Source organism: Stenotrophomonas sp. PE591 (assembly GCF_018320795.1).
GTDB lineage: Bacteria > Pseudomonadota > Gammaproteobacteria > Xanthomonadales > Xanthomonadaceae > Stenotrophomonas > Stenotrophomonas maltophilia.
This window is the reverse complement of record NZ_JAAOKO010000004.1, coordinates 79,333-104,519: the sequence shown is the minus strand read 5'-3', so window position 1 is coordinate 104,519 and position 25,187 is coordinate 79,333. Positions and strand designations below refer to the sequence as shown.

Annotated in this window: 19 protein-coding genes; 15 read left to right on the top strand and 4 right to left on the bottom strand. The window is 66.1% G+C overall.

Annotation, left to right across the window (positions count from 1 at the left end; all coding sequences use genetic code 11):
* Window positions 1-74 precede the first annotated feature (74 nt).
* Together JLDANKMP_RS12400 and JLDANKMP_RS12395 are read left to right on the top strand one after the other, a co-directional pair.
* Window positions 75-989: a LysR family transcriptional regulator gene (locus JLDANKMP_RS12400; RefSeq protein WP_201862023.1), complete on the top strand. Its 915-nt coding sequence runs from the start codon at window positions 75-77 to the stop codon at window positions 987-989.
* A complete protein-coding gene (locus JLDANKMP_RS12395; RefSeq protein WP_212561246.1) occupies window positions 989-1,858 on the top strand; it encodes a methylenetetrahydrofolate reductase in 870 nt (289 codons plus the stop codon). Before JLDANKMP_RS12400 ends, JLDANKMP_RS12395 begins: the two co-directional genes overlap by 1 nt.
* A 392-nt stretch (window positions 1,859-2,250) precedes the next feature.
* Here the strand turns inward: JLDANKMP_RS12395 and JLDANKMP_RS12390 are convergent, their stop codons facing one another.
* On the bottom strand, window positions 2,251-2,496 hold the full coding sequence (locus JLDANKMP_RS12390) for a hypothetical protein (RefSeq protein WP_005409734.1): 246 nt from the start codon (window positions 2,494-2,496) through the stop codon (window positions 2,251-2,253).
* A gap of 171 nt (window positions 2,497-2,667) precedes the next feature.
* On the opposite strand from JLDANKMP_RS12390, the gene JLDANKMP_RS12385 reads away from it, so the two are divergent.
* Window positions 2,668-3,099: a BLUF domain-containing protein gene (locus tag JLDANKMP_RS12385; RefSeq protein ID WP_043033421.1), complete on the top strand. Its 432-nt coding sequence runs from the start codon at window positions 2,668-2,670 to the stop codon at window positions 3,097-3,099.
* Window positions 3,100-3,600: 501 nt separating this feature from the next.
* A complete protein-coding gene (locus JLDANKMP_RS12380) occupies window positions 3,601-6,249 on the top strand; it encodes an excinuclease ABC subunit UvrA (protein WP_212561245.1) in 2,649 nt (882 codons plus the stop codon).
* 65 nt (window positions 6,250-6,314) lie between these two features.
* Here the strand turns inward: JLDANKMP_RS12380 and JLDANKMP_RS12375 are convergent, their stop codons facing one another.
* Window positions 6,315-7,217, bottom strand: a complete 903-nt coding sequence (locus JLDANKMP_RS12375) for a LysR family transcriptional regulator (protein WP_059034473.1) — start codon at window positions 7,215-7,217, stop codon at window positions 6,315-6,317.
* A 109-nt stretch (window positions 7,218-7,326) separates the two neighbouring features.
* Here JLDANKMP_RS12375 and JLDANKMP_RS12370 point away from each other — a divergent pair, with 109 nt between their 5' ends.
* From JLDANKMP_RS12370 to JLDANKMP_RS12350, 5 genes are all read left to right on the top strand, one after another.
* The gene (locus JLDANKMP_RS12370) at window positions 7,327-8,448 is read left to right on the top strand and encodes a 4-oxalomesaconate tautomerase (protein WP_212561244.1); all 1,122 of its coding nucleotides are present in this window, start codon (window positions 7,327-7,329) and stop codon (window positions 8,446-8,448) included.
* A gap of 75 nt (window positions 8,449-8,523) precedes the next feature.
* Window positions 8,524-9,582, top strand: coding sequence for an ABC transporter substrate-binding protein (locus JLDANKMP_RS12365; protein WP_044571384.1), 1,059 nt, complete (start codon window positions 8,524-8,526; stop codon window positions 9,580-9,582).
* 14 nt (window positions 9,583-9,596) lie between these two features.
* Window positions 9,597-10,430 carry an ABC transporter ATP-binding protein gene (locus JLDANKMP_RS12360; RefSeq protein WP_005413494.1) on the top strand — a complete coding sequence of 278 codons (834 nt, stop codon included), beginning with the start codon at window positions 9,597-9,599 and terminating at the stop codon, window positions 10,428-10,430.
* The gene (locus tag JLDANKMP_RS12355; protein ID WP_005409726.1) at window positions 10,414-11,190 is read left to right on the top strand and encodes an ABC transporter permease; all 777 of its coding nucleotides are present in this window, start codon (window positions 10,414-10,416) and stop codon (window positions 11,188-11,190) included. Before JLDANKMP_RS12360 ends, JLDANKMP_RS12355 begins: the two co-directional genes overlap by 17 nt.
* A gap of 134 nt (window positions 11,191-11,324) precedes the next feature.
* A complete protein-coding gene (locus JLDANKMP_RS12350) occupies window positions 11,325-12,758 on the top strand; it encodes a porin (RefSeq protein WP_212561243.1) in 1,434 nt (477 codons plus the stop codon).
* 25 nt (window positions 12,759-12,783) lie between these two features.
* Here the strand turns inward: JLDANKMP_RS12350 and JLDANKMP_RS12345 are convergent, their stop codons facing one another.
* Window positions 12,784-14,031 carry an arsenic transporter gene (locus tag JLDANKMP_RS12345; protein WP_212561242.1) on the bottom strand — a complete coding sequence of 416 codons (1,248 nt, stop codon included), beginning with the start codon at window positions 14,029-14,031 and terminating at the stop codon, window positions 12,784-12,786.
* A 296-nt stretch (window positions 14,032-14,327) separates the two neighbouring features.
* Here JLDANKMP_RS12345 and JLDANKMP_RS12340 point away from each other — a divergent pair, with 296 nt between their 5' ends.
* Window positions 14,328-15,509 carry a serine hydrolase domain-containing protein gene (locus JLDANKMP_RS12340; protein ID WP_212561421.1) on the top strand — a complete coding sequence of 394 codons (1,182 nt, stop codon included), beginning with the start codon at window positions 14,328-14,330 and terminating at the stop codon, window positions 15,507-15,509.
* A gap of 412 nt (window positions 15,510-15,921) precedes the next feature.
* Here JLDANKMP_RS12340 and JLDANKMP_RS12335 read toward each other — a convergent pair whose 3' ends face one another.
* Entirely contained in the window at window positions 15,922-16,377 is a 456-nt protein-coding gene (locus JLDANKMP_RS12335; protein ID WP_239668883.1) for a fasciclin domain-containing protein, read from the bottom strand.
* 527 nt (window positions 16,378-16,904) lie between these two features.
* On the opposite strand from JLDANKMP_RS12335, the gene JLDANKMP_RS12330 reads away from it, so the two are divergent.
* The 5 genes from JLDANKMP_RS12330 to xylB all read left to right on the top strand — a co-directional run bounded on the left by JLDANKMP_RS12330 (window position 16,905) and on the right by xylB (window position 25,151).
* A complete protein-coding gene (locus JLDANKMP_RS12330) occupies window positions 16,905-20,033 on the top strand; it encodes a TonB-dependent receptor (RefSeq protein WP_212561241.1) in 3,129 nt (1,042 codons plus the stop codon).
* A 130-nt stretch (window positions 20,034-20,163) separates the two neighbouring features.
* Window positions 20,164-20,922 (top strand): SapC family protein, encoded by a 759-nt coding sequence (locus JLDANKMP_RS12325; RefSeq protein WP_100478406.1) that lies wholly within the window; start codon window positions 20,164-20,166, stop codon window positions 20,920-20,922.
* A 3-nt stretch (window positions 20,923-20,925) separates the two neighbouring features.
* A complete protein-coding gene (locus JLDANKMP_RS12320) occupies window positions 20,926-21,948 on the top strand; it encodes a cupin-like domain-containing protein (RefSeq protein WP_212561240.1) in 1,023 nt (340 codons plus the stop codon).
* 14 nt (window positions 21,949-21,962) lie between these two features.
* A complete protein-coding gene (locus tag JLDANKMP_RS12315) occupies window positions 21,963-23,492 on the top strand; it encodes a tryptophan halogenase family protein (protein ID WP_212561420.1) in 1,530 nt (509 codons plus the stop codon).
* Between the two features lie 165 nt (window positions 23,493-23,657).
* Complete coding sequence (xylB, locus tag JLDANKMP_RS12310; RefSeq protein WP_212561239.1) at window positions 23,658-25,151, top strand: xylulokinase; 1,494 nt, start codon at window positions 23,658-23,660, stop codon at window positions 25,149-25,151.
* Window positions 25,152-25,187: the final 36 nt, after the last annotated feature.

Here is a 25,187-nt window from a genome sequence, read left to right as displayed (position 1 = left end):
ACCCGATGCTAGCCACGGCCTTCCATGACGTAAAATGGTATTACTTCACCTATCCATGAGCAGGATTCATCGTCATGCTGGAGCGGATCCACCTCAGCATCGTGCAGCAGGTCGAGCAGCAGGGCTCGCTTACCGCGGCCGCCGGCGTACTCAACCTGACCCAGTCTGCCCTGAGCCACAGCATGAAGAAGCTGGAGCAGCAGCTGGGCACTGATGTGTGGCTGCGCGAAGGCCGCAGCCTGCGCCTGACCCAGGCCGGGCAATACCTGCTGGCCGTCGCCAACCGCGTGCTGCCGCAGCTGGATCTGGCCGAGGAGCGGTTGGGCCAGTTCGCACAGGGCGAGCGCGGCGCGCTGCGCATCGGCATGGAATGCCATCCCTGCTACCAGTGGCTGCTGAAGATCGTCTCGCCATACCTGGCCGCGTGGCCGGATGTGGATGTGGACGTCAAGCAGAAATTCCAGTTCGGCGGCATCGGCGCGCTGTTCGGCTACGAGATCGACCTGCTGGTTACCCCCGATCCACTGCTCAAGCCAGGCCTCAAGTTCATTCCCGTGTTCGACTACGAGCAGGTGCTGGTGGTGGCCAGCAACCACGCCCTGGCCAAGGTGGATTACGTGAAGCCGCGCCAGCTCGGCCAGGAAGTGCTGATCAGCTATCCGGTGCCGTTCGAGCGCCTGGACATCTACAACCAGTTCCTGCTGCCGGCCGGCATTACGCCGCGACGGCACAAGGCCATTGAGACCACCGACATCATGATGCAGATGGTGGCCAGTGGTCGTGGCGTGGCCGCCATGCCGCGCTGGCTGGTGGAAGAGTACGCCACCCGAATGGACGTGGTGCCGGTGCGCCTCGGTGCGAAGGGCATTCCCAAGCAGATCTATCTGGGTGCGCGCGAGGCCGATACCAGCATCGACTACCTGCAGGCCTTCATCGAACTGGCGCGGAACAGTTCGCCCCTGGCCGGCAATGCAGGCGGAGCCCGTTGATGGCTGCACCTGGATCACTACGGGCGGAAACCTTCATCAACACCTTTTCACTGGAGGTCAGCGCCAAGTCCATGCCCGCGCTGCGCGCCGAGGCCGACCGCATACCGCGCGGCACAACGATCTCCATTCCCTACCTGGCCAGTGAGGATGACGACGCACGCCTCGCCGCCGCGCGCACGGTGCGCGCGCTTGGCTTCGAGCCGATGCCGCATCTTTCGGCCCGCCGCATCGGGTCGCGTACGGTGCTTGAACGGTTCCTGCAGCGCGCCGCCAACGAGGCAGGTGTCGCCCAGTGCCTGGTGATCGCCGGCGACCTGGCCACGCCCGCCGGACCGTTTGCCGACAGCGCCTGCGTCATCAGAACCGGTCTTCTGGAGACGTCCGGCATCAGGATCGTTGCCATCGGTGGTCACCCCGAAGGGCATCCGGCAATGCGCGCTGAGGAACGCTGGCAGGTACTGGAACACAAGTGCCAGTCCATCGAAGCGCGCGGCATGGCGCCAATGATCATCACGCAGTTCGCCTTCGATGCCGACATCGTCCTGGCCTGGTTGCACGCGCTGCACGCCCGTGGCATCCACGTTCCGGTGCTGGTCGGCGTGCCGGGCCCGGCAAGCATCGCGCGGCTGGTACGTTACGCCGCAATGTGTGGGGTGGGGGCCAGTGCATTGATGCTGTCCCGGTATGGCATCTCGATCGGCCGGTTGCTGGGCAGCGCGGGCCCGGAGGTGTTCGTGGACCGTCTGGCGGGCGGTTTGACTGATGCCCACGGGTTGGTCAGCCCGCACTTCTTTCCGTTCGGTGGAATTGCCCAGTCGTTGGACTGGATCAACCAGCATCGGGCGCTGCCATCGGTTGCCCGCCGCTGACAGGCCATCAATCACGCCTGCCGGGCAGCGCATGGCCCGGTGCCGCCCCGCTCAGCCCCGGCGGTGGCGTATCCCTGACGGGGTACTGATCAGGCCCGCATTGCTGATGGCCTGGCGCGTACCGCACGCCCGGCACGCAAGCACGGTTCCTCCTCGCACATGCTCCATTTCCTGCTCGCCCCAGACGCTGGTTGCGCCGCAGGCCGTGCAGGTGGCTTCGATCTGCAGGGCACGGGCCAGGTCGCCCCCCGCGCTTGGCCTGTAGGTGAGGCCAGTGATCTTGAATAGGCCGGTATGACTCATTTGAACGCCGTTGTGGGGGCACTACGGGAAGATGCGAGGCCAAGGTGTCGACAGGGTTGGCACAGTGTCGAGAAACGGCGCGCTTCAGCTCATGGATCACTACGCAGCACGAATTCCTCCAGCCGCGCCCGGCTGACGGACTGGTGGTTGCCACAGCCCGGGCAACTGAGCGAAGCAGCGCCGTTGAGGTCGACGAGGCCATGATCAGGAATTGCGCGGAACTGCCTTGAACACTTCAGGCAGGAACAATCGATCCGGGTGACCTGCAGCAGGGTGCCATCCTCACGCGCCACTCCTTCGACGCTGTTTACATAGAACTGTCCGATGTCGCGCATGAAGATGAATAAAGCCCTGAACGCATGGGGGCGTTCATCATGCCGCCTGTCGCGCTGCTAGGCGCGAACCGTATTCTGAAGAATTAAGAATATGCATCACGGCCCGGACTTGCGCCGGGTGCTAGAGTGTGAATAGGTGCCGACGTGGCCCCACATTTCAAGGCGAAGTCCATGCCCATCCGGGCCGTTGTATACGCAAGCCAGGCCGTTGAAGGCCTTTCGATTGACCGCCTGGAAGCACTCGTCACCGATGCCGCGAGGTTCAACAAGCTTGCAGGGGTGACAGGCGTGCTGCTGCATGACGGCACGCGGTTCGTGCAGTACTTCGAAGGGCCGGAAGATGGGGTGGCCAGCGTCTACGAGCGGGTGCTGCAATCGACCAGCCACACGGATGTGGTGGAGCTGGCCCGGGGGCGTGTCTCTACCCGGCAGTTCCCCTATTGGTCGATGCACCAGCTTCCTGCCGACCAGCTTCTGGTCGGCAGGCTTGCCAGGGCCGACTGGTCACGCTTCAAGAGAAGCCAGCCCGAGGAGATTGCGGGTTCTGCGTGGGGTATCGATGTGCTGGCCGCCGCGGTTGAGCCCTACGTGCACGCCGCTTAGTTTCCTCTTCGGCGGCCACTTGATCGAGGTGTGCAGTGAAATGAAGGCGCTCATCACGCTCATCGCTGCACTGGCTGCGAGCCCGGCGCTTGCCGATGCCCCGCTGCGGCCGCCGGAGAGGTTCACGGCATGCTCCCCCGCGCGGAATCTCTGTGCTGATTCCGATCCGGCCTTGAATTCAACACGGGTAACGCCACAGGCATCGGGCCGGGATGCCTGGCTGATACCCGGATGGCATCGCGGGTTGTTCCCGTCGGACGATGGGGCTCGGTCGTGGTCGGCTGCGAAGGCATGAACCTGGTTCCGGCTGACGTGACGTTGAGTGAGCCGGTGCTGCATTTCTACAATCGCGGCCGCCTGGTTCGCACCGTTACGCTCGATCAGTCGTATCGGCGCACCATGGTGTGACCGCGCCATCACCCGCATTCACCCCGCAGCAGCGAAAATGCACCATCGGGCGTGCCCCTACGCGCGCCGCTCACTGCCCGCAGGATCGCGAAGATGCCCAATCCCCCCTTTGGTGAATCGTCATGTGCCGCCGCTGCCAGCGGTTGCGTCGAGGTGCGCGGCGCGCGCGAGCACAACCTCAGGAATGTCGACGTCTCCATCCCGCGCAACGCATTGGTGGTGTTTTCCGGTGTTTCGGGCTCCGGCAAGTCATCGCTGGCGTTCGGCACGATCTTCGCGGAGGCGCAGCGGCGCTACTTTGAGTCGGTTGCGCCGTATGCACGGCGCCTGATCGACCAGGCCGGCGTGCCCGATGTGGACGCCATCGACGGGTTGCCGCCGGCAGTGGCCCTGCAACAGCAGCGCGGCGCCAGCAACGCGCGCTCATCGGTGGGCAGCGTCACTACGCTGTCCAGCCTGGTGCGCATGATGTATTCGCGTGCAGGTGCATACCCGGCCAACCAGCCGATGCTTTACGCCGAAGACTTTTCGCCCAATACCCCGCAGGGCGCCTGCAGCACCTGTCACGGGCTGGGGCACGTCTACGAGGTGACGGAAGCCTTGATGGTGCCGGATCCGTCGCTGAGCATCCGCGAGCGCGCCATCGCCTCCTGGCCGCCGGCCTGGCATGGCCAGAACCTGCGCGACATCCTGGTCACGCTCGGCTACGACATCGACGTACCGTGGAAGAAGCTGCCGAAGAAGGATCGGGAATGGATCCTGTTCACGGAAGAAACGCCCACCGTGCCGGTCTATGCAGGCTTCACGCCTGCCGAGACCCGGGCTGCGCTCAAGCGAAAGCTCGAGCCGAGCTACATGGGTACATACACCGGCGCGCGTCGCTATGTACTGCATACCTTCGCCAACACCCAGAGCGCGCTGATGCGCAAACGGGTTTCCCGCTACATGGAAGGCAAGCTGTGCCCGGCCTGCCACGGCAAGCGCCTGAAGCCGGAAGCGCTCTCGGTCACCTTCGCGGGCGTGGATATCGGTGAGTTCATGCGGTTGCCCCTGGATCAATTGGCGGATCTGCTGGAGCCCATCGCGGAAGGTGATTTCGGCGCACACAGCAAGGGTGCACCTATCAGCAGGCATGCGACACCCCGCGATCGTGCCCGGCGCGCCGCGAGTGGCCGCGCGACCCACGAGGGCGCCCCCGACGTGCGCCTGACCTCGGCCCTGTCCGAAGAGAAGCGGCTGGCCGCACAGCGGCTGGCGGGCGGAGTCATGGGGCGGGTACGGCAACTGCGCGAGCTTGGCCTGGGCTATCTCTCGCTGGACCGCGCCACGCCCACGCTGTCCGCCGGCGAACTGCAGCGCCTGCGGCTGGCCACGCAGCTCAGCTCGTTGCTGTTTGGTGTGCTGTACGTGCTCGACGAGCCTTCGGCCGGACTGCATCCCGCCGACAGCCAGGCGCTGTACGACGCGTTGGACCGGCTGCGTGATGGCGGAAATTCGGTGTTCGTGGTCGAGCACGATCTGGAGCTGATGCGCCGCGCGCAGTGGCTGGTGGACGTGGGCCCGGAGGCCGGCGAGCGGGGAGGGCGCGTGCTCTACAGCGGCGAGCCCGATGGCCTGCGCCAGGTGCAGGATTCGCGCACGGCCCGGTATCTGTTCGACCAGGTGCCTGCGCCTGCCAGCCGCCAGCGAAGCGCCGCGAACTGGCTGGAGCTGAAGGGCATCCATCGCCACAACCTGCAGGGAGTGGACGCGCAGGTGCCGCTGGGTTTGCTGACGGCCGTGACCGGCATTTCGGGGTCGGGCAAGTCCAGCCTGATGGCACAGGCCTTGCCCGAGCTGATGCTGCTGCACCTGGGGCATGAACCCGCGGACGATGGCGCCGAGGCGTCGCCGGACGACGGGCCGACGGTGATGGAAACCACCCGTGGCCAGTTGGCCGGTGATGTGGACGCCATCCAGCGGGTCGTGCAGGTCGACCAGAAGCCGATCGGCCGCACGCCACGCTCCAACCTGGCCACCTATACCGGGCTGTTCGATCACGTGCGCAAACTGTTCGCGGCGACGCCCGCCGCACGTCGTCGTCGCTTCGATGCGGGTCGTTTCTCGTTCAACGTAGCCAAGGGCCGATGCGAAACCTGCGAAGGCGAGGGTTTCGTGAGTGTCGAACTGCTGTTCATGCCCAGCGTCTATGCCCCATGCCCCACCTGCCACGGCGCCCGCTACAACGAGGCCACGCTGAAGGTGCTATGGAATGACCGCAACATCGCCGAGGTCCTGCAGATGACCGTGGACCAGGCGCATGCATTCTTCATGGCGGAAGAGGTGATTGCCCGGCCGTTGCAGCTGCTGCAGGACATCGGCCTGGGCTACCTGAGGCTGGGCCAGCCGGCCACGGAGCTTTCAGGCGGCGAGGCCCAGCGCATCAAGCTGGCCACCGAACTGCAGCGCAGCCAGCGCGGGCGCACGCTTTACGTGCTGGACGAACCCACCACCGGCCTGCACGCGTCGGATGCGGACAGGCTGCTGGTTCAGCTGCAGCGGCTGGTCGACGCAGGAAATACGGTGGTGATGATCGAGCATGACATGCGGGCGGTCGCCCAGGCGGACTGGGTGATTGACGTCGGGCCGGGCGCAGGCAGCGCGGGTGGCACCATCGTGGCGAAGGGAACGCCGCAACAGGTGGCGCGCGCGCGGGGAAGCAGGACAGCGCCTTTCCTTGCGCGCGAGCTGGCTCCTCTGTAGGGCCGAGCCATGCCCGGCCATCATCCTCGGCCAGATCCGGGGGCGGCCTGTCCAGCAAACGATGCTCAGGCCTCCCCGCGCCACTGGCTCATCAACATCTGCAGAAAGCGTTCCGCAGTAGGCGAGAGCAGGGCGCCCCGGCGACGGACGATCCCGATCGTGCGCGACACCACGGGGTTACCAATCGTGCGCGTCACCAGGGTCGGATGATCCCCGTCCGGCGTGGCCATTTTCGGCAGGACCGACACGCCGATGCCGGCCTCGACCATGCCCAGTGACGTCGACAGGTGGGTCACTTCGTAGTGCCAGCTCAACTTGAGGTTTTCGCGCGCCAGGGCACCATCCAGCAGCGTGCGGTTGCCGCTGGTGCGATGCACGGTGATCAGCTGGTGCTCGGCCAGATCCGCCCACTCAACCTTGCGCTTGCGGGCCAGCGGATGATCGCGTCGGCAGGCCAGCACGAAGGGATCTTCGGCCAGCACGTCGAAATCGAGATTCGGATCGTTGGCGCCCATGAAGTTGATGCCGAACTCGACTTCGCCACGCTCTACCGCCTGCAGGCCTTCGGTGGCCGGGATATCCAGGATCCGGAAGCGCACGTTGGGATGCGCTTCGTGGAAACGCGCCATCACGCTGGGCAGGAAGTAGAACGCCGCCGTGGGCAGGCAGGCGATGGTGACGGTAGCGCCCCGCGTATCGTCCCGGCCCCGCAGTGAGAACAGTGATCCATCGAATTCCTCCAGCATGCGACGCACCAGCGGCAGCAGGTTCTCGCCGACGGCGGTGGTGCTGACGCTGCGCGTGGTGCGCTCCAGCAGTGGCGAACCCACCGCCTGCTCCAGCTTCTGTATCCGTCGGCTGAGTGCCGGCTGGGAGACGTGCAGGATCTCCGCGGCGCGGTGGAAGCTGCGCGTCTCCGACACCAGAAGGAATGCGCGTAGATCCAGGATTTCGCAATTGATGCTCATTGGGTATCAATCATCAAAAAATCAGCAATTCACAGATCAATTGGGGCCATGCCAGTATCGAATCACAGAGGGGTCATTCATCCCCTATACGCATCAATCTAGCACACGTATGTCCAACGATCTGCTCAGCATTCCCTGCGTACTCATGCGCGGTGGTACATCCAAGGGCCCGTTCTTCCTGGCCAGCGATCTTCCGGCGGACATTGCTGAACGCGATCGCCTGCTGGTGGAAGTAATGGGGTCGGGCCATCCGCTGCAGATCGATGGCATCGGTGGCGGCAACGCGCTGACCAGCAAGGTGGCCATCATCGACCGATCCAGCCGGGCAGACGCCGACGTGGACTATCTGTTCGCCCAGGTACGGGTGGAGCAGCAGGTGGTGGACACGTCCCCCAACTGCGGCAACATGCTGGCGGCGGTGGGCCCGTATGCCATCGAGCGGGGGCTGGTGCAGGCTCAGGATCCGCAGACCGAGGTGCGCATCCACAACGTCAACACCGGCAAGCTGATCATCGCCACGGTGGAAACGCCGGGCGGCCATGTGGTCTACCGCGGTGATACGCGCATTGCCGGCGCACCGGGCTCGGCCGCGCCGGTCAGGCTTTCCTTCCTTGATGCCGCAGGCGCCCGCACCGGCAAGCTGCTGCCCAGCGGCCACGCCCGGGAAACCATCGATGGCGTGCCGGTCAGCCTGGTGGACTGCGCGATGCCGATGATGCTGGTGCGTGCCGAGGACCTGGGCGTGCGCGGTGATGCTTCGCCCGCCGAACTGAACGCGGACGCGGCGCTCATGCGCCGGCTGGAAGCGCTGCGCATCGAGGCGGGCGCCCGCATGGGCATCGCCGACGCCGGCAACAAGGTCATTCCCAAGCCGGTGCTGCTGTCGGCGCCGCAACACGGCGGCGATCTGCAGGTGCGTTACTTCATGCCGCACCAATGCCACACCGCACTGGCGATCACCGGCGCGGTCGGCCTGGCTACCGCCGCCGTCACGCCGGGCACGCTGGCCCACACTTTGGTCGGGTGCCTGTCCGTTCCCGGCAGCATTACCCTCGAACATCCGAGCGGGGACCTGCAGGTGGGCCTCAGTCGCAGCTCGGATGACGCACCGGTGATTGCCAGCGTGGTCCGCACCGCACGCCGATTGTTCGAAGGTCGCGTGTTTGCGACAACGCCAGTGCCTGCCATGGCCAGTTCCACCCAAGCCCGCCAATGGACGTCAGCGGCATGATCTGAACCCGGCAGGGCCGGCGCAGACGCGCATGCCAGCCATTACAACGTAGATGCTTCACTCCTGGGAGGGATGATGTACAAGCAGTTCTTCATGGCCGCGCTGTGCGCGGCCGGTCTAGCCGCGGCCGGTTGCAGCAACAGCGGGCGCCCCGATGGCGCATCCACCGGCACCGGTGACGATGCACCCGTGCGCATCAGCGTCGGCTCCTACAACCTCAACAACCTTCCGTTCTTCATTGCCGATGCCAAGGGCTACTTCAAGGACGTCGGCCTGGACGTAAAAACCGAGAACTTCGCCCAGGGTGGCTCGAAGGTGCTGCAGGCCCTGGTGGCGAATTCCACCGACGTGGCGGTCGGTTTCTACGACCACACCATCCAGATGCAGGCCAAGGGCAAGGACGTGGTGGCCTTCGTGCTGCTCTCGCGCAATTCCGGCCTGGTGATGGCGGGGCGCGAAGATGCCACGTTTGATCCTGCGCGACCGGAGTCCATCAAGGGCCAGAAGGTCGGCATCACGGCCCCGGGCTCCTCGTCCGACTTCTTCGTCCGCCACTTCCTGGCGCAGCACGATATTCCGGCCGACAGCATTTCGCTGATCGGCGTCGGCTCCGGCGCTGCTGCAGTCGCCGCGCTCGAGCAGGGCAAGATCGACCTGCTGGTCAACTACGATCCGGCTGCAACCCTGATCACCGAGCGCAAGGTCGGGAAGATCATCCTTGACGCGCGCAGCGACGAAGGCGCCCGCCAGGTCTATGGCGGGCTGTACCCGACCTCGGTGATGTATGCCAATCAGAGCTTCCTGGACAAGCGCCCCGAAGCGGCCGAGAAGATCGCCCGTGCCGAACAGATGGCGCTGAAGTTCATCGCCGACAACAGTGCCGAGGAGATCGTTGCCGCGCTGCCGGACAGCTATGTCTCCGGCGACCGCGCCACCTATGCCCGCGCGGTGGAGAATGCGCGCGCGATCTTCACCCGCGATGGACGCTTCACCCCGGCCGACCTGGAGACGCCGTTGAAGGTGCTGCGTGAGTTCAATACCGATGTGGCCAAGGCCAACATCGATCTGTCCAGGACCTACACCAATGCCTTCGTCGAGCGTGCCAACGCTGCGGCGCCGGCTGCCCAACCGTAAGCGGAGGTAACCCCATGGCCCTCAATGCCACCGTGCGCCAACTCAACGGCGCGCCGCAGCTGGAGCCTGCACAGACCATGGTCGCCATCAACAAGGTGACCATGTCCTTCGGCGAGTTCACCGCCGTTCGCGATGTCGACATCCAGGTAGGTGACGGCGAGTTCCTCGCCATCGTCGGGCCCACCGGCTGCGGCAAGAGCACCATCCTCAATTCCGTGGCGGGCCTGCTGAAGCCATCCTCGGGCGACGTGGCCATCGATGGCCGCACGGTCAGTGGCGTGCAGGAGTCGGTCGGCTACCTGTTCCAGCAGGACGCCTTGCTGCCGTGGAAGACAGCTTTCCAGAACGTCGAGCTGGGCCTGCGCTTCCGCGGCGTGCCCGAAGCCGAACGCAAGGCCAAGGCCAACGCGTGGCTGGCCAAGGTCGGCCTGGCCGGTTTCGAGCATCGCTATCCGCACCAGTTGTCCGGTGGCCAGCGCAAGCGTGTGCAGATGGCGCAGGCGCTGATCGTCGAGCCGAAGGTGATCCTGATGGACGAGCCGTTCTCGGCGCTGGACATCCACACCCGCCACCTGATGCAGAACGAGCTGCTGCGCCTGTGGCAGGAGGATCGCCGCTCGGTGATCCTGATTACCCATGACCTGGAAGAAGCGATCGCGCTGGGAGATCGCGTGGTGGTGCTGTCCTCCGGCCCAGCCAGCCGCGTGGTGCGTAGCTTCGACGTGGATCTGGAACGGCCGCGCAACGTGGCCGAGATCAAGCTGGATGACCGTTTCACCGACCTGTACCGCGACATCTGGGCCTGCCTGCGCGGCGAAGTGGAGAAGAGCTATGCACGCCAAGACTGACAAATTCATCCAGCTGGCCCTGGTAGTCGCCGTGTTCGGCGGCTGGGAAGGCGGTATCGCGCTGGGCGTGATCGATCCGTTCTTCTTCCCTTCGCCGACGGCCATCGTGCAGCAGGCCTGGACCTGGTTGTCCGATACCTCGTTCTACCAGCATGTCTACATCACCCTTACTGAAACCGCGCTGGGCTACATCATCGGCACCGGCTTGGGCGTGGCTGGCGGTGTCTGGCTGGGCCTGAGCCGCCGTTCGGCGCGCATCCTCGATCCCTTCATCAAAGGCTTCAACGCGATTCCGCGCGTAGTGCTGGCGCCGATTTTCGTGTTGTGGCTGGGGCTGGGCCTGTGGTCGAAGGTGGCGCTGGCGGTCACGCTGGTGTTCTTCACCACGTTCTTCAACGCCATGCAGGGCGTGCGCGAGGTGAATCCGGTGGTGCTGGCCAATGCCCGCATCCTGGGCGCAAGCCGCAGCGATCTGCTGCGCCATGTCTACTTCCCGGCAGCGGCCAGCTGGATCCTGTCCTCGCTGCGCACCTCGGTCGGCTTTGCCGTGGTCGGCGCGATCATCGGCGAGTACCTCGGCGCTTCGGCGGGCCTCGGTTACCTGATCGCGCAGGCCGAGGGCAACTTCAATGCCGTGGGTGTGTTCGCCGGCATCATCATCCTGGCCGCCTTCGTGCTGGTCATCGACGCCCTGCTGGACGTGGTCGAGAACAAGCTGATCACCTGGCGTCCCAACGCCCAGGCACAGGCCACCAGCTGACCGGGCCGGGCTGAGCCCGCCTGCCGCGCCGCCGGTCCGATCCGGCGGCGCGAGCTTCCTCCCCCAATCTTCCCCCGCACCACCGCAACAGGCCAGCGCCGGGCCAGGGGGCCGGCTGGCCGGAGAGAGAGTCCATGAACCCTTCCACCGTGCTGCCGCTGGCAGCGCTGCCGGTCGCGCTCGGCCTGCTGTTGGCCAGTGGCCACGCCGACGCCCAGTCTGTTTCATCCCCGCCCGCGCCATTGAGCCAGGCCGAGCTGTCACACCTGGTGCAGCAGCAGGCGCTGCAGATCCAGCAATTGGAAGCGCGCCTGCGCGCCGTCGAGGGCGGGCAGGGCACCGCGGCCGCACTATCCGCGCCGCCCGCGCCCGCGCTGGAAAGGCGGGTGGCCGCACTGGAATCCGGCCAGTCCAGGCAGCCCAAGGTCTCCTGGGCCAAAGGCGCACCGGAGTTCAGCAGTGCCGACGGCACGACGGTGTTCCGTCCCCGCGGCCGCCTGTTCGTCGATGCCTCCAGTACGGACGGTTCGGCGGTCGGTGATCGCAACGTTTCGGGCACCGAGGTCCGTTCGGTGCGCCTGGGGGCCGAGGGACGCTACGGCACACTGGGCTGGGTGGTGGAGGGTGACTTCGCCGACAACGCGGTGGCCTGGAAGTCGGTCTACGCCACGCTGGACCACACCCTGTTCGGCCTGCCGGCCGATCTCACGATGGGCAACCGCTTGAACGATCGCGGTATCGATGGCTCCAGCAGCACCTCCAACACGCCGTTCCAGGAACGCAACGTGGTCGGCACGTTGATGCTGCCGCAGCGCGGCCTGTTCGGTGTCGGGCTGACCGAGCGGGTGTACGGAAAGGGCTGGCACGCCAGCCTGTCGGTGGCCGGCAACGATCTCAACAACGCCGGCACCGACAACGACAGCCAGACCTGGGCCACGCGCGTGCACTGGAATCCGCTGGACACCGCTGGTGCCACGTTGCATCTGGGCGCATGGGCGTTCCACGAGAAGATTCCCGCCGGGGCCAGCGGCGTGGTGCGCAGTTCGGCCATCGCGGGGCATTTCAACGATCTGGTCAGGATCACGCCGGGCACACTGCTGGGCGCCGAGCGCAGCACCGCCTACGGTGCCGAACTGGCCGGCTTCTTCGGCCCGGCGTGGGCAACGGGCGAGTGGGGTACGCGAAGCCTGCGCGGGGCCGATGCCGGCGGTCGCTACGATCGCGACCACGCGGCGTGGGCGATTTCTGCCGGCTGGTTCCTGGCGGGGGCGCTGCCGTCGTACTCGGGCAAGGCCGGTACCTGGGGGAAGGTGAAGGTCGCCGATCCGGTGACGCGCGGCGGCGGCGGTGCCTGGGAGCTGAAGGGCCGCTATGAAGACGTGGACTATGCCGAGCTGCCCAGTGGCGGTACCGGTAACGCGTGGACCCTGGGCGCGAACTGGTACCTCAACGATTTCAGTCGCGTGATGTTCGAAGCCGTGCGCTGGCAGACCCGTCACCGCAGTGGCAGTGCAATGGGCAGGGATGAAGGCACCACCTTCAATACCCGCCTGCAGCTGGTCTTCTAGGGCAGGGGCGCCGCCTGCACTCTGGTCACAGCAGCAACAACGCTGCGATGAGTGCAGGTGGCATCACCAGCGCGCCGACGCGCAGGAAGTCGAGCGCGCTGACATGCTCGCCTTCGCGACGCAACGCCATCAGCCACAGCATCGTGGCCAACGAGCCGGTCACTGACAGGTTCGGGCCCAGATCCACGCCGACCAGCAATGCGGCACGGGTCTGCGCCGGCAGGTCCGCCATCTGCCCCAACGAACCAGCCGCCAGGCCGACCGGCAGATTGTTGGCCACGTTGCTCAGCAGTGCAGCGGCGCCGCCGGCCAGCCAGCTGGCCTGGTGCGGCGACGTTTTCGCCAGCGCCTGCAGCGCGCTGGCCGAACTCTGGATGACACCGGTCTGCGCTACCGCTTCCACCAGCACGAACAGCCCAGCCACCAGCGGCAGCACCCCCCAGGATACGTGGCGCAGCAGCGGCAGCGGGCTGCGTCGCTGGCGGATGGCCACTGCCACCACGCTTAGCGTGCCCGCGCAGAACGTGGTCAGGCCCAACGGCCCGTTCAAGGCGGACGTAACCAGCAGCACCGTGCCGGTGAACAGCACGCCCAGTGCGCTCAGTCGGCCGCCGTCGGTCAACGGGCGATGCGCCGGCGCGGCCACCAGCGGCTGTGCAATTTGGCGACGGTGCACCCAGCGCAGCACAAGATAGGTCGCACCGATCGCCGCCAGCGAGGGCAGTGCGAACTGCGCCAGCCACTGCAGCAGCGGCGGCATGTGCTGTCCGTACACCACGAGATTGGCCGGGTTGGAGATGGGCAACACGAAGCTGGCCGCGTTGGCGATGAAGGCACAGACGAACAGGTACGGCAGGGGATTGGCCCGGGCCGCCTTGCAGGCCGCGTAGACCGCCGGCGTCAGCACCACGGCCGTTGCATCGTTGGACAGGAATACCGTTACCAGCGTGCCGACCAGGAACACCAGGTCGAACAGGCGCCGCCCCGATCCGCCCGCGTGCCGCACCGCGTACAACGCCAGCCAATCGAACAGCCCTTCGCGGCGGGCGAGCTCGGCCAGCACCATCATGCCGACCAGGAACAGGTAGACATCGCGGCCTTCGGCGACTGCGTGCCATGCGGTGTGCAGCGACACCGCGCCCAGCAACGGCAACAGGGCGGCAGCGCCCAACGCCCACACATATTCGGGGATGCGCAAAGGACGGAACAGCAGGCCGATGGTGGCAACGGCGACCGCTGCCCAGATCACGAGGGGGGCTTGGGGGGCGAGCATGGAGTGGGGCTTCAGCGGCACCTGCAGCGACCCCGGCGCAGGGGGCCTGGCGCGCGCGATCAGCGGATGGGCGGCCGCTGCAATCATCGCAGGTTCCGGGTCGCCGCATCATACCGTGCGGCGCGGCATGGCGACCGCTGCGGACGACCGCGTTGCAGGTGGGCCGGGGGCGGCGCCCAGCCCACGTTCAGCACTCAAGCGCGCCATGACTTCAGGCACTGCAGTGTGACTACACATGTAGTCAAACTCCACACACACACTCATTGGACGAGATTGCGATGCCAAGATCCTGCTGGTTGTCCTGCGCCCTGGCCCTGGTGTTCGGCATCGCCGGGCCCACCCAAGCGGCGACGCGCGCCGAAGCCCTCGCCGCGATCGAGCGCAACGCGCGCGCCGCGCATTCCGATGCGGTCCTGGTGATGCACGACCGGGAGACGCTGCTTGAGCTGAAGCCCGCCGTCGGGCAGGAATCCGTTCACCTGATGTCGGCCACCAAGTCGCTCGTCGCGCTGGCCATTGCATTGCTGCTGGACGAAGGAAAGCTGGCTTCGATCGATACGCCGGTCAGCCGGATCTATCCCGAATGGAAGCAGGGCAGGAAGAGCGCCATTACCGTGCGCATGCTGCTGGACCATACCTCGGGCCTGCAGAACGTGGCGAACGCGGGCGAAGAGCTGGAAGGGGCCCCGGACCTGGTCAAGCTGGCACTGGCTGCCGAGCTGAGCGATGAGCCGGGTAACGTGTTCTCCTACAACAACAAGGCTACCAACCTGCTGCCCGGCATTGTCGAGCGCCTGGCAGGCGAGCCTGTGGATGAGTACCTGGACGCGCGGCTGTTCAAGCCCCTGGGCATCGCCCACTACACCTGGATGAAGGATGAAGCAGGCACTCCGCTGGGCATGGCCGGGCTGTCCCTGCGCGCGACCGATCTTGCCGCCATCGGGCAACTGTTGCTGGACGGAGGCGTGGCGCCGGATGGCAAACGTCTACTGAGTGAGCAGTCGGTCGCGTTGATGACGACCGAAAGCGCCCGTGCGCCAGAGGTTGGGCTGCTGTGGTGGCGGATACCGGCCTGGGAACGGTACCAGCTCAAGCCCCGGCTACGGGATCTGCTGGTGGAAAGGGGCGTGGACGACGACGTACAGCGCGCACTGCAGGCCAGCGCAGGGCGTGCATTCGAGAGCCGCAGCGCACTGGTCGCCTTCCTCGCCAATCAGCTGGGCGCGGACTGGTCCCAGCGCTACGCCAGCCAGGTCTCCGCGCGCGGCCTGAAGCTCGCCGATCTCTACGACATCACACGGGGACCGGTCATCGGCTTTGCCGCCAACGGCTACCTGGGCCAATACCTGATGATCGTCCCGGAACAACGGGTGGTCGCCGTGCGTCTGGTCCACCGGCGCGACACCCACAGCGCTCCACAGGACGACTATCCCTCCTTCTTCGCCGATGTCCTGCAGTTGGCGCGGACACTGCCATAGGCCCTGTTGTCATCATGTCCACGCGCTCTGAACATCCTCCTGGAGCGTTCTTCACTGTCGTGGCGCCCAAAGTGGGATGACATCTTGGCCGCACACTTACTGAAGCATGTTTGATTATCAGCACTGGACCTTCCACGCCAATGGCCGAACGGTAGTGGCGCGGGTAGCGCTGGACGGCGACGGCGGCGGCACCATCAACCGCTAGCTGGTGCCGGGGCCGGCGCAGTCGGGGCTGTGCATCAAGGTCGCCTCCCAGGACGAGGCTGCGCGGAAACTGGAGACCGAAGTGACCAAGCTGCTGGGACCGGAGTGGTAGCCACTACGCCATGCCGGGCGGGGATCCGCATGGTGACGGCGGGATGACCGGCCGGGGCAACGGGCATCGCGCCGGATGCCCGTTGCATGAGGCCGCCTACTTGGGCATCAGCACGGTGTCGACCACATGGATGACGCCGTTGGACTGGCTGACATCTGCAACGCTGATACCTGCCTTTCCACCCTTTGCGTCGATGACCCAGAGCTTGCCATCGTGGAGCGCCACGGTAAGAGGCTCACCCTGCACGGTCTTCAGGGTGGCCTTGCCGCCGTGCTTGCGGGCATCGGCCAGAAGCTGTGCGGAACTGTAGTTGCCCGGGACGACGTGGTAGGTCAGGATCCGGGTCAGCTGCGCCTTGTTCTCAGGCTTCACCAGTGTATCGACAGTGCCTGCAGGCAGCTTTTCGAAGGCCGCATTGGTGGGCGCGAAAACAGTAAAGGGCCCGGCGCCGTTGAGGGTGTCGACCAGGCCGGCGGCTTTGACCGCTGCGACCAGAGTGGTGTGGTCCTTGGAATTGACTGCGTTCTCTACGATGGTCCTGGTGGGATACATTTCTGCCCCGCCCACGATGACGGTGTTGGCGGCGAGGACAGTGGGCACGGACGAAACGAGTACGGCGAAGCCGACTGCGGCGGCGATGCGCTGAAGAGCGTTCACGGTGCGTTCCTTTCTGGATGACCCGCAAGCGCGGGCATCTTTCCTACGGCGGGCGAGCGTGACCGGATGCAGCAACGGCCGAGTCAGCAGCTGTTTCGCGCGCTGCCGGTTTTGCTGCGCTGCATGGTGACAACGGCGAACCTCGGTGATTACTCTCCGCTGCAACGCGATGGTAGCGCTACCAGTTGAACGGGGATCCAAGGTCCAGGGGCTGCCTTCTTTGCCGCGTGTTTGTCCTGGCAGGCTTGAAAAGCAAGTGTAAGTCGCGGCGTGCCCGAGCACCCGTGCTGTTCGGTTTGGAATGCGGGCCACGCCCGTGCGTGCCCCTGGGAGGGGGCGGTACATCCATTCGATCGTATGTCAGAGGGGACTTTCATGAGCACTTGCAGTTTCCGCGGCACCCTGGCCCCGAGGGCCGGTTCATGAGCCGCGCGTTGGCGAAGTTCCGGTCCCGGGCCATGTTCACCTTCGTGGGTGGTGCCCTGGTCATCAATCCCGCCTTTGCGCAGGACGCCGCACCGGCGACCGGGCAGCAGCCGCAGAGCCAGTCGCAGCCCACCCAGCTCGATGCAGTGCAGGTCACGGGCATACGCAACAGCCTGAGCCAGGCCATGGACATCAAGCGCGACTCGGCGGGCGTGGTCGACGCGATCAGTGCCGAGGACATCGGCAAGTTCCCCGATACCAATCTTGCCGAGTCGTTGCAGCGCATCACCGGCATCTCCATCGAGCGCCGTGACGGCGAGGGTGCGCAGGTGACCGCGCGTGGCTTCGGCCCCCAGTTCAACATGGTCACGCTCAACGGTCGGCAGATGCCGGGCGCAGATGCATTCGGTGCCTCTGGACAGGTCGCCATCGGCGGTGTCGACGGCGGCACCCGCGCCTTCAATTTCGCGCAGCTGGCCGCCGAGGCCATCAATGGTATCGAGGTCTACAAGACCAGCCAGGCACAGGTGCCCAGCGGCGGCATCGGCGCGACGATCAACATCCTGACCTCGCGTCCGCTCGATCACGCCGGCATCGTGGCCAACGCCGGGGCGAAGCTGGTGTCCGACCAGAGCCAGCCGTTCGACAATGACCTGACCCCGGAGCTGTCAGGCATCTTCAGTTACAGCAATCCGGAGAAGACCTTCGGCGTCAGCCTCAGCGCAAGCCAGCAGAAGCGCAAGGGTGGCTCGGTGCAGGCCACGGAGAACTACTGGAACGTGCAGCCGTGGACAGGGTCGATGCCGGGCAATCCGACCGTGGTCAATGCCCCGGCCATCGGCCAGCTTTACGCGCGGCCCAACGACCTGCGCTACGCGTTCTCCGAATTCGAGCGCGAGCGCGTCAACGGCCAGGCCGTGCTGCAGTTCGCACCGACGGACAGCCTGACCCTGACCGTGGATTACACCTACTCGACCAACGAGATCACCGAGAATCGCGGCGAGCAGGGCATGTGGTTGCAGAACAGCAACTACACCAACGTCGAGTTCGACACCAGCGGCGCCGTCGCGACGCCGGTATACATCCGTGAAATCGCCGGCACCAAGGATTTCGGCCTGGAACAGCAGCGCAGCATGCAGGAATACAAGCTGGGTTCGCTGGGCTTCAATGCCGTCTGGAATGTCAGCGACCGCTTCAAGCTCAGCTTCGATGCGCACAACTCGAAGAACGAGAGCCGCCCGAACGACCCGCTCACCGGCGGTGGTTCGATCTTCATGAGCATCGCCGGCACCAACAACTGTACCCGTGGCCCGCATTGTGGCGGCTCCTGGGTGCAGGAGCTGAACTTCAACAATGGCCTGCCGGTCGGCACCCAGGTCTGGTATCCCAGCACGGCCGATGCGATCGCCGGGACCAATGGCGTGGTCAATCCGGGCTTCCAGGAGGGCGAGGTCGGCACGCAGGTGCTGCGCGTCAACGCGCAGACCCAGATCAGCGAGATCAAGCAGGCGCGCGTCGATGGCGAATGGAACTTCGACCACGGCCGCTTCCAGTTCGGCGTGGACACCAACAAGTCCACCACCCACCGCATCCAGGCCGCCGAGGCCTACTCGACCCTGGGCGACTGGGGCGTGGCCAACGTGGACCGGGATACCGCCGCAGGCCTGATGGACCTGCTGCAGCCGGTCAGCATCGTCGGCCTGTTCGACGACTACAGCGCCAACAGCTGGCCGGCCTGGCGCGGCAATGCCGGGCAGCTCGCGCAATGGGCATCGCGCGAGTACGGCGTCGGCCTGGGTGTGAACCCGCAACGTGCGGCCGACAACTTCGTGGAAGAAAAGACCAAGGCGGCGTACTTCCAGGTGGAGCTGGACGGGGAGCTGGGCGGCATGCGCACCAACACCCGCCTGGGCGTGCGCTATGAAACCACCGATGTAGTGTCGACCTCGGTCATTGCCGTGCCCGAATCGATCGAGTGGCAGGCCAACAATGATTTCCGCATCGTGCTGTCCGATGAGCAGCAGCCCTTCACCGAGAAGGCGCGGTACAGCTACATCCTGCCCAACCTTGATTTCAGCATCGACCTCACCGAGGAGCTGAAGGGACGCGTTTCGTTCGGCAAGAGCATCGCCCGCGCGCCGTACGGCAATCTCTATGCGGGACCCGGGGCCCAGCAGCCGTTCGGCTCGGTGCTGATCGATCCCTCGTCGCGCGCCAGCGGCAACTCGCAGAACCCGAGCTTGAAGCCGCTGGAATCGGACAACCTCGACCTGGGGCTGGAGTGGTACTTCGCCGACGCCAGCTATGTGTCATTGACCTACTGGAACAAGTCGGTCAGCAACTTCATCGGCAATACCGTCGTCCAGGAAAGCCTGTACGGCCTCACCGACCCGACTTCCGGGCCGGATGCGCGGGCGGCGTTGGACTTCCTGACCAGCGGCGCCTGCGTCGCCCAGGTCGGGCCGGCCAATGCGGCCGCCTGCTCGGCCAACGACACCTCGCTGTTCACCGCACTGGCGTTGCTGCGCAACAATCCTGCCGGCCTGGGCGCCTACAACGGAACCGATGCGCAGGTGCTGGCCACCGAAGCGGCCTACGATCTGTATGGGCAGCCCAACGACCCGCTGTACCAGTTCAACGTCAATCGCCCGATCAACCAGAACAAATCCAAGCTGCATGGCTGGGAGCTGGGCGGCCAGTACTTCTTCGGTGACACCGGCTTCGGCGTGCTCGCCAACTACACCGTGGTCAAAGGCGATGTCGGCTACAACAATGGCGGCGATCCGGGTGTCGACCAGTTCTCGCTGACCGGCCTGAGCGACACTGCCAACGCTATGCTGATGTACGAGAAGTACGGGTGGTCGGTGCGGCTGGCATGGAACTGGCGCGACCAGTACCTGATCCTGGCCAACCAGGGCTCCAGCCGCAATCCGTACTATGTGGAGCCGTACGAGCAGTGGGATCTCAGCGTCAACTACGCGCTGGATGACCACTGGTCCTTCAGCCTGGAGGCGATCAACCTGACCGGCGAGGATGTGCGGTGGCGCTCGCGCACCTCGCAGATGATCGTCAAGCTGGCAGACCAGAGCCCGCGCTACATGCTGGGCGTACGCTACAAGTTCTGAGCCTGGTTGCCGATGCGTCCGGCACGGCACCGCTGCCCGCCAGCGGTGCCGCGCCGGGACGGTGTCGCCGCACCTGTCGCGCCTGCGCTACTCTGCCGGCCAGCCACCCCGCACTGGACTGGATACCCTGATGGCCCGCTATGAAATGCTCAACAACATCGCGCATCGGGACCTGAAGGTCGCCACCGGATTCGGGCCGCAGTTCGGCGATGCGGTGGGCATGGTGCCGGCCTATCCCAGCGAGTTCGCTGAACTGCAGCGTGAGTATCCGATCTTCCTGCGCAGGGAAGCCGGGACGGGAGCGTGGCAGTCCGTGGCCCTGCTGGGTTTCGAACAACACGAGAACCTGTTCCTGCTGGACGGGCGCTGGAATGCCTCCTACCTGCCTGGCGCGGCCGCCAAAGGGCCGTTCCTGATCGGCTTCCAGGAGCACTACGTGGATGGCCTGCTCACCGAGGATGCGGTGATGCACGTGGACCTGGACCATCCGCGCGTCACCGCCGGCGTCGGTGAGCCGCTGTTCCTGCCGCAGGGCGGCAACACGCCTTACCTGGACCACATCGCCGGCGTGCTGCGCGGCATCCACGAGGGCAGTGCCTTCGCAACCGGGATGTTCACGATGCTCGACGACTGCGGCCTCATCCAGCCGGTCATGCTCGACGTGCAGGTCGCGCCGCACCACCGGGTGAGCGTGAGCGGATTGCACGGCGTCGACCGCGAGCGCCTGGCGGCGCTGGACAGTTCGCGCCTGGCTGCGTTGAACCGCGCCGGTTACCTGGAAGGTGCGTACCTGATGCTTGCCTCGCTGCATAACATGCGCCGCCTGATCGCCGAGAAGCAGCGCCGCCTCCGCGTCCAGGACGGCACCGCGCAGGCGGTCAGGAACTGACCGGTGCACGCCCGCCTGCCGATGCGGATCCTGGAAGGCATCGATCCTGCCGCCTTGCCATTGGCTGACCTGGTGGGGGCCGGTGAGCCGGTCGTACTGCGCGGCATCGCCAGCGGTTGGCCGCTGGTCCAGGCCGGACTAGGTGGGGTGCAGGACGCAATGGCGTACCTGTGCAGCGTCGATGCGGGTGCGCCCATCCAGTACTCGTTCGGCGGCCCCGAGATCGGGGGGCGCCCGTTCTACAGCGCGGACTTCACCCGGTTGAATTTCGAAGTGCGGCGCGGTGTGCTGGCCCAGGTCCTGGAAGAGATCGCCATGACGCTGCATGTACCGCAACCGCCAACTTACTACGTGGCCTCGCTGCCGATCGCGCGGGCACTGCTGCCGGCATTCGCGCAGGCCAACGACGCCGGTCTGGCGAAGCAGGGCATCGACGCCACCGCCAGCATCTGGATCGGCAACCGGGTGACGGCCTCATGCCATTTCGACACACCCGACAATCTCGCCTGCTGCGCGGTGGGGCGGCGCGAGTTCACCCTGTTCCCGCCCGCCCAGATCGACAACCTCTATCCGGGCCCGCTCGATCCCACGCCGGGCGGACAGGTGGTCAGCGTGGTGGACTTCGAGCGCCCCGACTTCGATCGGCATCCACGTTTCCGCGAGGCGCTGGCGCATGCACGCAGGGCAGTGCTTGGGCCCGGCGATGCGATCTTCATTCCCAGCATGTGGTGGCACCATGTACGCAGCCTGGAACCGTTCAACGTGCTGGTGAATTACTGGTGGCGAAGCTCGCCGGCCTGGCTGGGGTCGCCGCTGGCGGCGCTGCAGCACGCGATGTGGTCCGTGCGCGACCTGCCAGCGCGCGAAAAGCAGGCCTGGGAAGGGCTCTTCCGCTACTACGCATTCGGCCCTGGCGAGCGCGCGGGGCAGCACCTGCCTGACCCCGCGCGCGGGGACCTGGCACCGTTCGACGAGCAGCGCGCCCGCCGCATGCGCGCGATGCTGCTGGGCAGGCTCAACCGTTGAGAGAGGGCACCGCGTTGGATACCGAGAGCGCGCCTGCAGGGCGCATCCGCAAGGTGGTCATTGCCGGTGGCGGTACAGCGGGATGGCTGGCCGGCTGCGCGCTGGCGCACCAGTTCCGTGACCAGCTGCAGATCACGCTGGTCGAGTCCGAGCAGATCGGCACGGTCGGCGTCGGTGAGTCCACCGTGCCGCCGATCCGCACCTTCCATCGCTTCCTGCAGATCGATGAGCAGGAGTTCCTGCGCGCGGTGGCCGGCACCTTCAAGCTGTCGATCTCGTTCGAGAACTGGCGCCTGCCGGGCGATCGCTTCTTCCATCCGTTCGGCATCATCGGCCATGGCACCTGGGCGGCCCCCTTCCATCACTTCTGGCTGGACAGCCTGCGCCGCGGCATGTCCTCCGACCTGGGCGACTTCTGCCTGGAGAGCATCGCCTCGCGTGGCGACCGCTTCTCGCTGCACACCCAGCCGCAAGCCAGCTATGCGTATCACTTCGATGCCGGGCTGTATGCGCGGTTCCTGCGCCGCAGGGCCGAGGCCCACGGCCTGCGGCGGATCGAAGGCCGGATCGCCCAGGTCAGGCAGCACGCGCACGACGGTTCGGTGCAGGCGCTGGTGCTGGACGACGGCCAGGTGATCGAGGGCGATCTGTTCATCGACTGCACCGGCTTCCGCGGCCTGCTGATCGAGCAGGCGCTGGGCACCGGCTACGAGGACTGGCACGAATGGCTGCCGTGCGACCGTGCCGTGGCGGTGCAGACCGAGGCGGTGGCACCGCCGGTGCCCTATACCCGGGCGATCGCCCACGAGGCGGGGTGGCGCTGGCACATCGCGCTGCAGCACCGTGTCGGCTGCGGGCTGGTGTATGACAGCCGCCATCTGTCCGATGACGAGGCCGCCGCGAAACTGCTGCGCGATGCCGGGGCTCCACCCTTGCGCGATCCATGGAAGGTGCCGTTCCGCAGTGGACGCCGGCTGAAGGCGTGGAACAGGAACGTGGTGTCGCTCGGGCTGGCCAGCGGTTTCATCGAACCGCTGGAGTCGACCAGCATCCATCTGACGATCAGCGCAGTGGTGCGCCTGATCCAGTTGTTCCCGTTCGACGGCATCAGTGCGTCGCTGGTGCAGCTGTACAACGATGTCAGCCGGCAGGAAATGGAGCACGTGCGCGACTTCATCATCCTGCACTACCACGCCACGCAGCGCCCCGAACCGATGTGGAAGGCCTGTCGCGAGATGCGCGTGCCGGAATCGCTGCAGCAGCGGCTGCAGGCGTGGCGCGAGCGTGCACATGCGTGGCAGGACCCCGGCGAGCTGTTCCGCGTCGAATCCTGGACCAGCGTGCTGCTCGGGCAGGGCATCGCACCCGGTCCTGCCCACCCGCTGGCGCGGGCCGTGAGTGATGTCGATCTGCGCACCTTGTTGAAGGGCATCCAAGGGCCTGTGCAGCAGGCCGCCGCGCAGATGCCGGCGCAGGCGGAGTTCATCGCGCAGTACTGCAGGTCCGGCGTGGACGTATGGCGTTCGACGACGGCGAGCACGTAGCAGGGTTTTGCGTTGCAGCACGCTTTTTCCGCTGCAGCTGGTTACAGTGCGGCAGCACCGCGGGCGATGACGCCCGCGGTGGCAACGAGGGGGCCGGACACCACGCCCCCTTTTTGAGTCCACGGAATGTTAGCGCTACCTTTTTGTTGATCGGAGGCGGTTTCGATGGGTCTGGTTGCAGGGATCGATGCAGGGACGCAGAGCCTGAAGGTGCTGGTCTATGACCCGCGGAAGCAGGCGGTGGTGGCTTCGGCCAGCGCGCCGCTCGCGCTGGACAGCGGCGCCGATGGCAGCCGTGAACAGGCGCCGGCCGACTGGGTGTCGGCCCTGCGCGACTGCTTTGCCCGGATCGAACCCTCGCTGCGCGCACGCATCGTCGCGCTGGCGGTATCGGGGCAGCAGCACGGGTTCGTGCCGGTCGATGATGCTGGCGAGGTACTGGCGCCGGCCAAGCTGTGGTGCGACACCAGCACCTCGGCCGAATGCATCCAGATCATGGACGCTGTGGGTGGGTTCCAACGGACCATCGCGCTGGCGGGCAACCCGATCCTGGCCGGCTACACGGCCTCCAAGCTGCCCTGGACCCGAACCCACCGTGCCGACGCCTATGCGCGGCTGGCGACCATCCTGCTGCCACACGACTACCTGAATTTCGTTTTGACCGGGCAGCGGTTCTGCGAGCTTGGCGATGCGTCCGGCACCGGCTGGCTGGACGTGCGCACACGCACATGGTCGCAGGAACTGCTGCGCGCAACCGATCCTGATCGTGATCTTGCTTCCTGCCTGCCGCCGATCGCAGCGCCCGATGCCCTGTTCGATATCGCGCCGAAGGCAGCCGCCGAGTTCGGGCTGCCGGCGGCCGTGAAGATTGCCGTGGGTGGCGGCGACAACATGATGGCGGCAATCGGCACCGGCTGCGTCACGGAAGGGCGGCTGGCGATGAGCCTGGGAACCTCCGGAACGCTGTTTGCGTATTCCGGCTCGCCAGTGATCGATCCGGACGGCGCGTGGGCGGCGTTCTGCTCGTCCACGGGGGGCTGGCTGCCGCTGATCTGCACCATGAACTGCACCGTGGCCACCGAACGCGTGGCCACCGCCTTCGGTTTCAGCAGCCGCGACGGTGACGCGCATCTTCGCGCAACGCCGCCGGGGGCAGGGGGCCTGGTGATGCTGCCGTTCCTCAATGGCGAACGTACCCCAGACCTGCCGCTGGGCAAGGGCGTGCTGGCTGGCCTGGACATTGCCAATTTCACCCCGGCGCATGTGTACCGCGCCGCCATGGAGGGCGCGACCTACAGCCTGAAGTACGGCTACGACGCCTTCGTCCGCGCGGGCTTGCAGTTCGATCGCATCGTGCTCACCGGCGGTGGCAGCAACAGCGCTGCCTGGCGTCAGCTGGTGGCTGATGTGTTCGGCCTGCCGGTGGACGTCCCGGTGCAGGCCGAAGGTGCGGCGTTTGGTGCGGCACTGCAGGCGCTGTGGGCGCTCGCCCGGGCGCAGGGAGACGCCACCTCGATCAGCGACATCACCGCGCGCCACGTCACCGTCGATCCCGCGCTGTCCGCACGGCCGGATCCGGACCGCAGCGATGCCTATGCACGGGCGTACGCACGCTTCCTCAGTCATCTCAAGGCCATCACGCCGCTGCAGCGCGGCTGATGACTCCTCCACGACACCCCGTACCACGACAGGAGC

Bases quoted from the DNA above. Each gene is read 5' to 3' on its own strand.
- JLDANKMP_RS12395 (WP_212561246.1), top strand. From the start codon at position 989: ATGGCTGCACCTGGATCACTACGGGCGGAAACCTTCATCAACACCTTT.
- xylB (WP_212561239.1), top strand. From the start codon at position 23,658: ATGGGTCTGGTTGCAGGGATCGATGCAGGGACGCAGAGCCTGAAGGTG.
- JLDANKMP_RS12335 (WP_239668883.1), bottom strand. From the start codon at position 16,377: ATGTATCCCACCAGGACCATCGTAGAGAACGCAGTCAATTCCAAGGAC.
- JLDANKMP_RS12375 (WP_059034473.1), bottom strand. From the start codon at position 7,217: ATGAGCATCAATTGCGAAATCCTGGATCTACGCGCATTCCTTCTGGTG.
- JLDANKMP_RS12350 (WP_212561243.1), top strand. From the start codon at position 11,325: ATGAACCCTTCCACCGTGCTGCCGCTGGCAGCGCTGCCGGTCGCGCTC.
- JLDANKMP_RS12385 (WP_043033421.1), top strand. From the start codon at position 2,668: ATGCCCATCCGGGCCGTTGTATACGCAAGCCAGGCCGTTGAAGGCCTT.
- JLDANKMP_RS12355 (WP_005409726.1), top strand. From the start codon at position 10,414: ATGCACGCCAAGACTGACAAATTCATCCAGCTGGCCCTGGTAGTCGCC.
- JLDANKMP_RS12360 (WP_005413494.1), top strand. From the start codon at position 9,597: ATGGCCCTCAATGCCACCGTGCGCCAACTCAACGGCGCGCCGCAGCTG.
- JLDANKMP_RS12400 (WP_201862023.1), top strand. From the start codon at position 75: ATGCTGGAGCGGATCCACCTCAGCATCGTGCAGCAGGTCGAGCAGCAG.
- JLDANKMP_RS12330 (WP_212561241.1), top strand. From the start codon at position 16,905: ATGAGCCGCGCGTTGGCGAAGTTCCGGTCCCGGGCCATGTTCACCTTC.
- JLDANKMP_RS12390 (WP_005409734.1), bottom strand. From the start codon at position 2,496: ATGCGCGACATCGGACAGTTCTATGTAAACAGCGTCGAAGGAGTGGCG.
- JLDANKMP_RS12325 (WP_100478406.1), top strand. From the start codon at position 20,164: ATGGCCCGCTATGAAATGCTCAACAACATCGCGCATCGGGACCTGAAG.
- JLDANKMP_RS12370 (WP_212561244.1), top strand. From the start codon at position 7,327: ATGTCCAACGATCTGCTCAGCATTCCCTGCGTACTCATGCGCGGTGGT.
- JLDANKMP_RS12365 (WP_044571384.1), top strand. From the start codon at position 8,524: ATGTACAAGCAGTTCTTCATGGCCGCGCTGTGCGCGGCCGGTCTAGCC.
- JLDANKMP_RS12345 (WP_212561242.1), bottom strand. From the start codon at position 14,031: ATGCTCGCCCCCCAAGCCCCCCTCGTGATCTGGGCAGCGGTCGCCGTT.
- JLDANKMP_RS12380 (WP_212561245.1), top strand. From the start codon at position 3,601: ATGCCCAATCCCCCCTTTGGTGAATCGTCATGTGCCGCCGCTGCCAGC.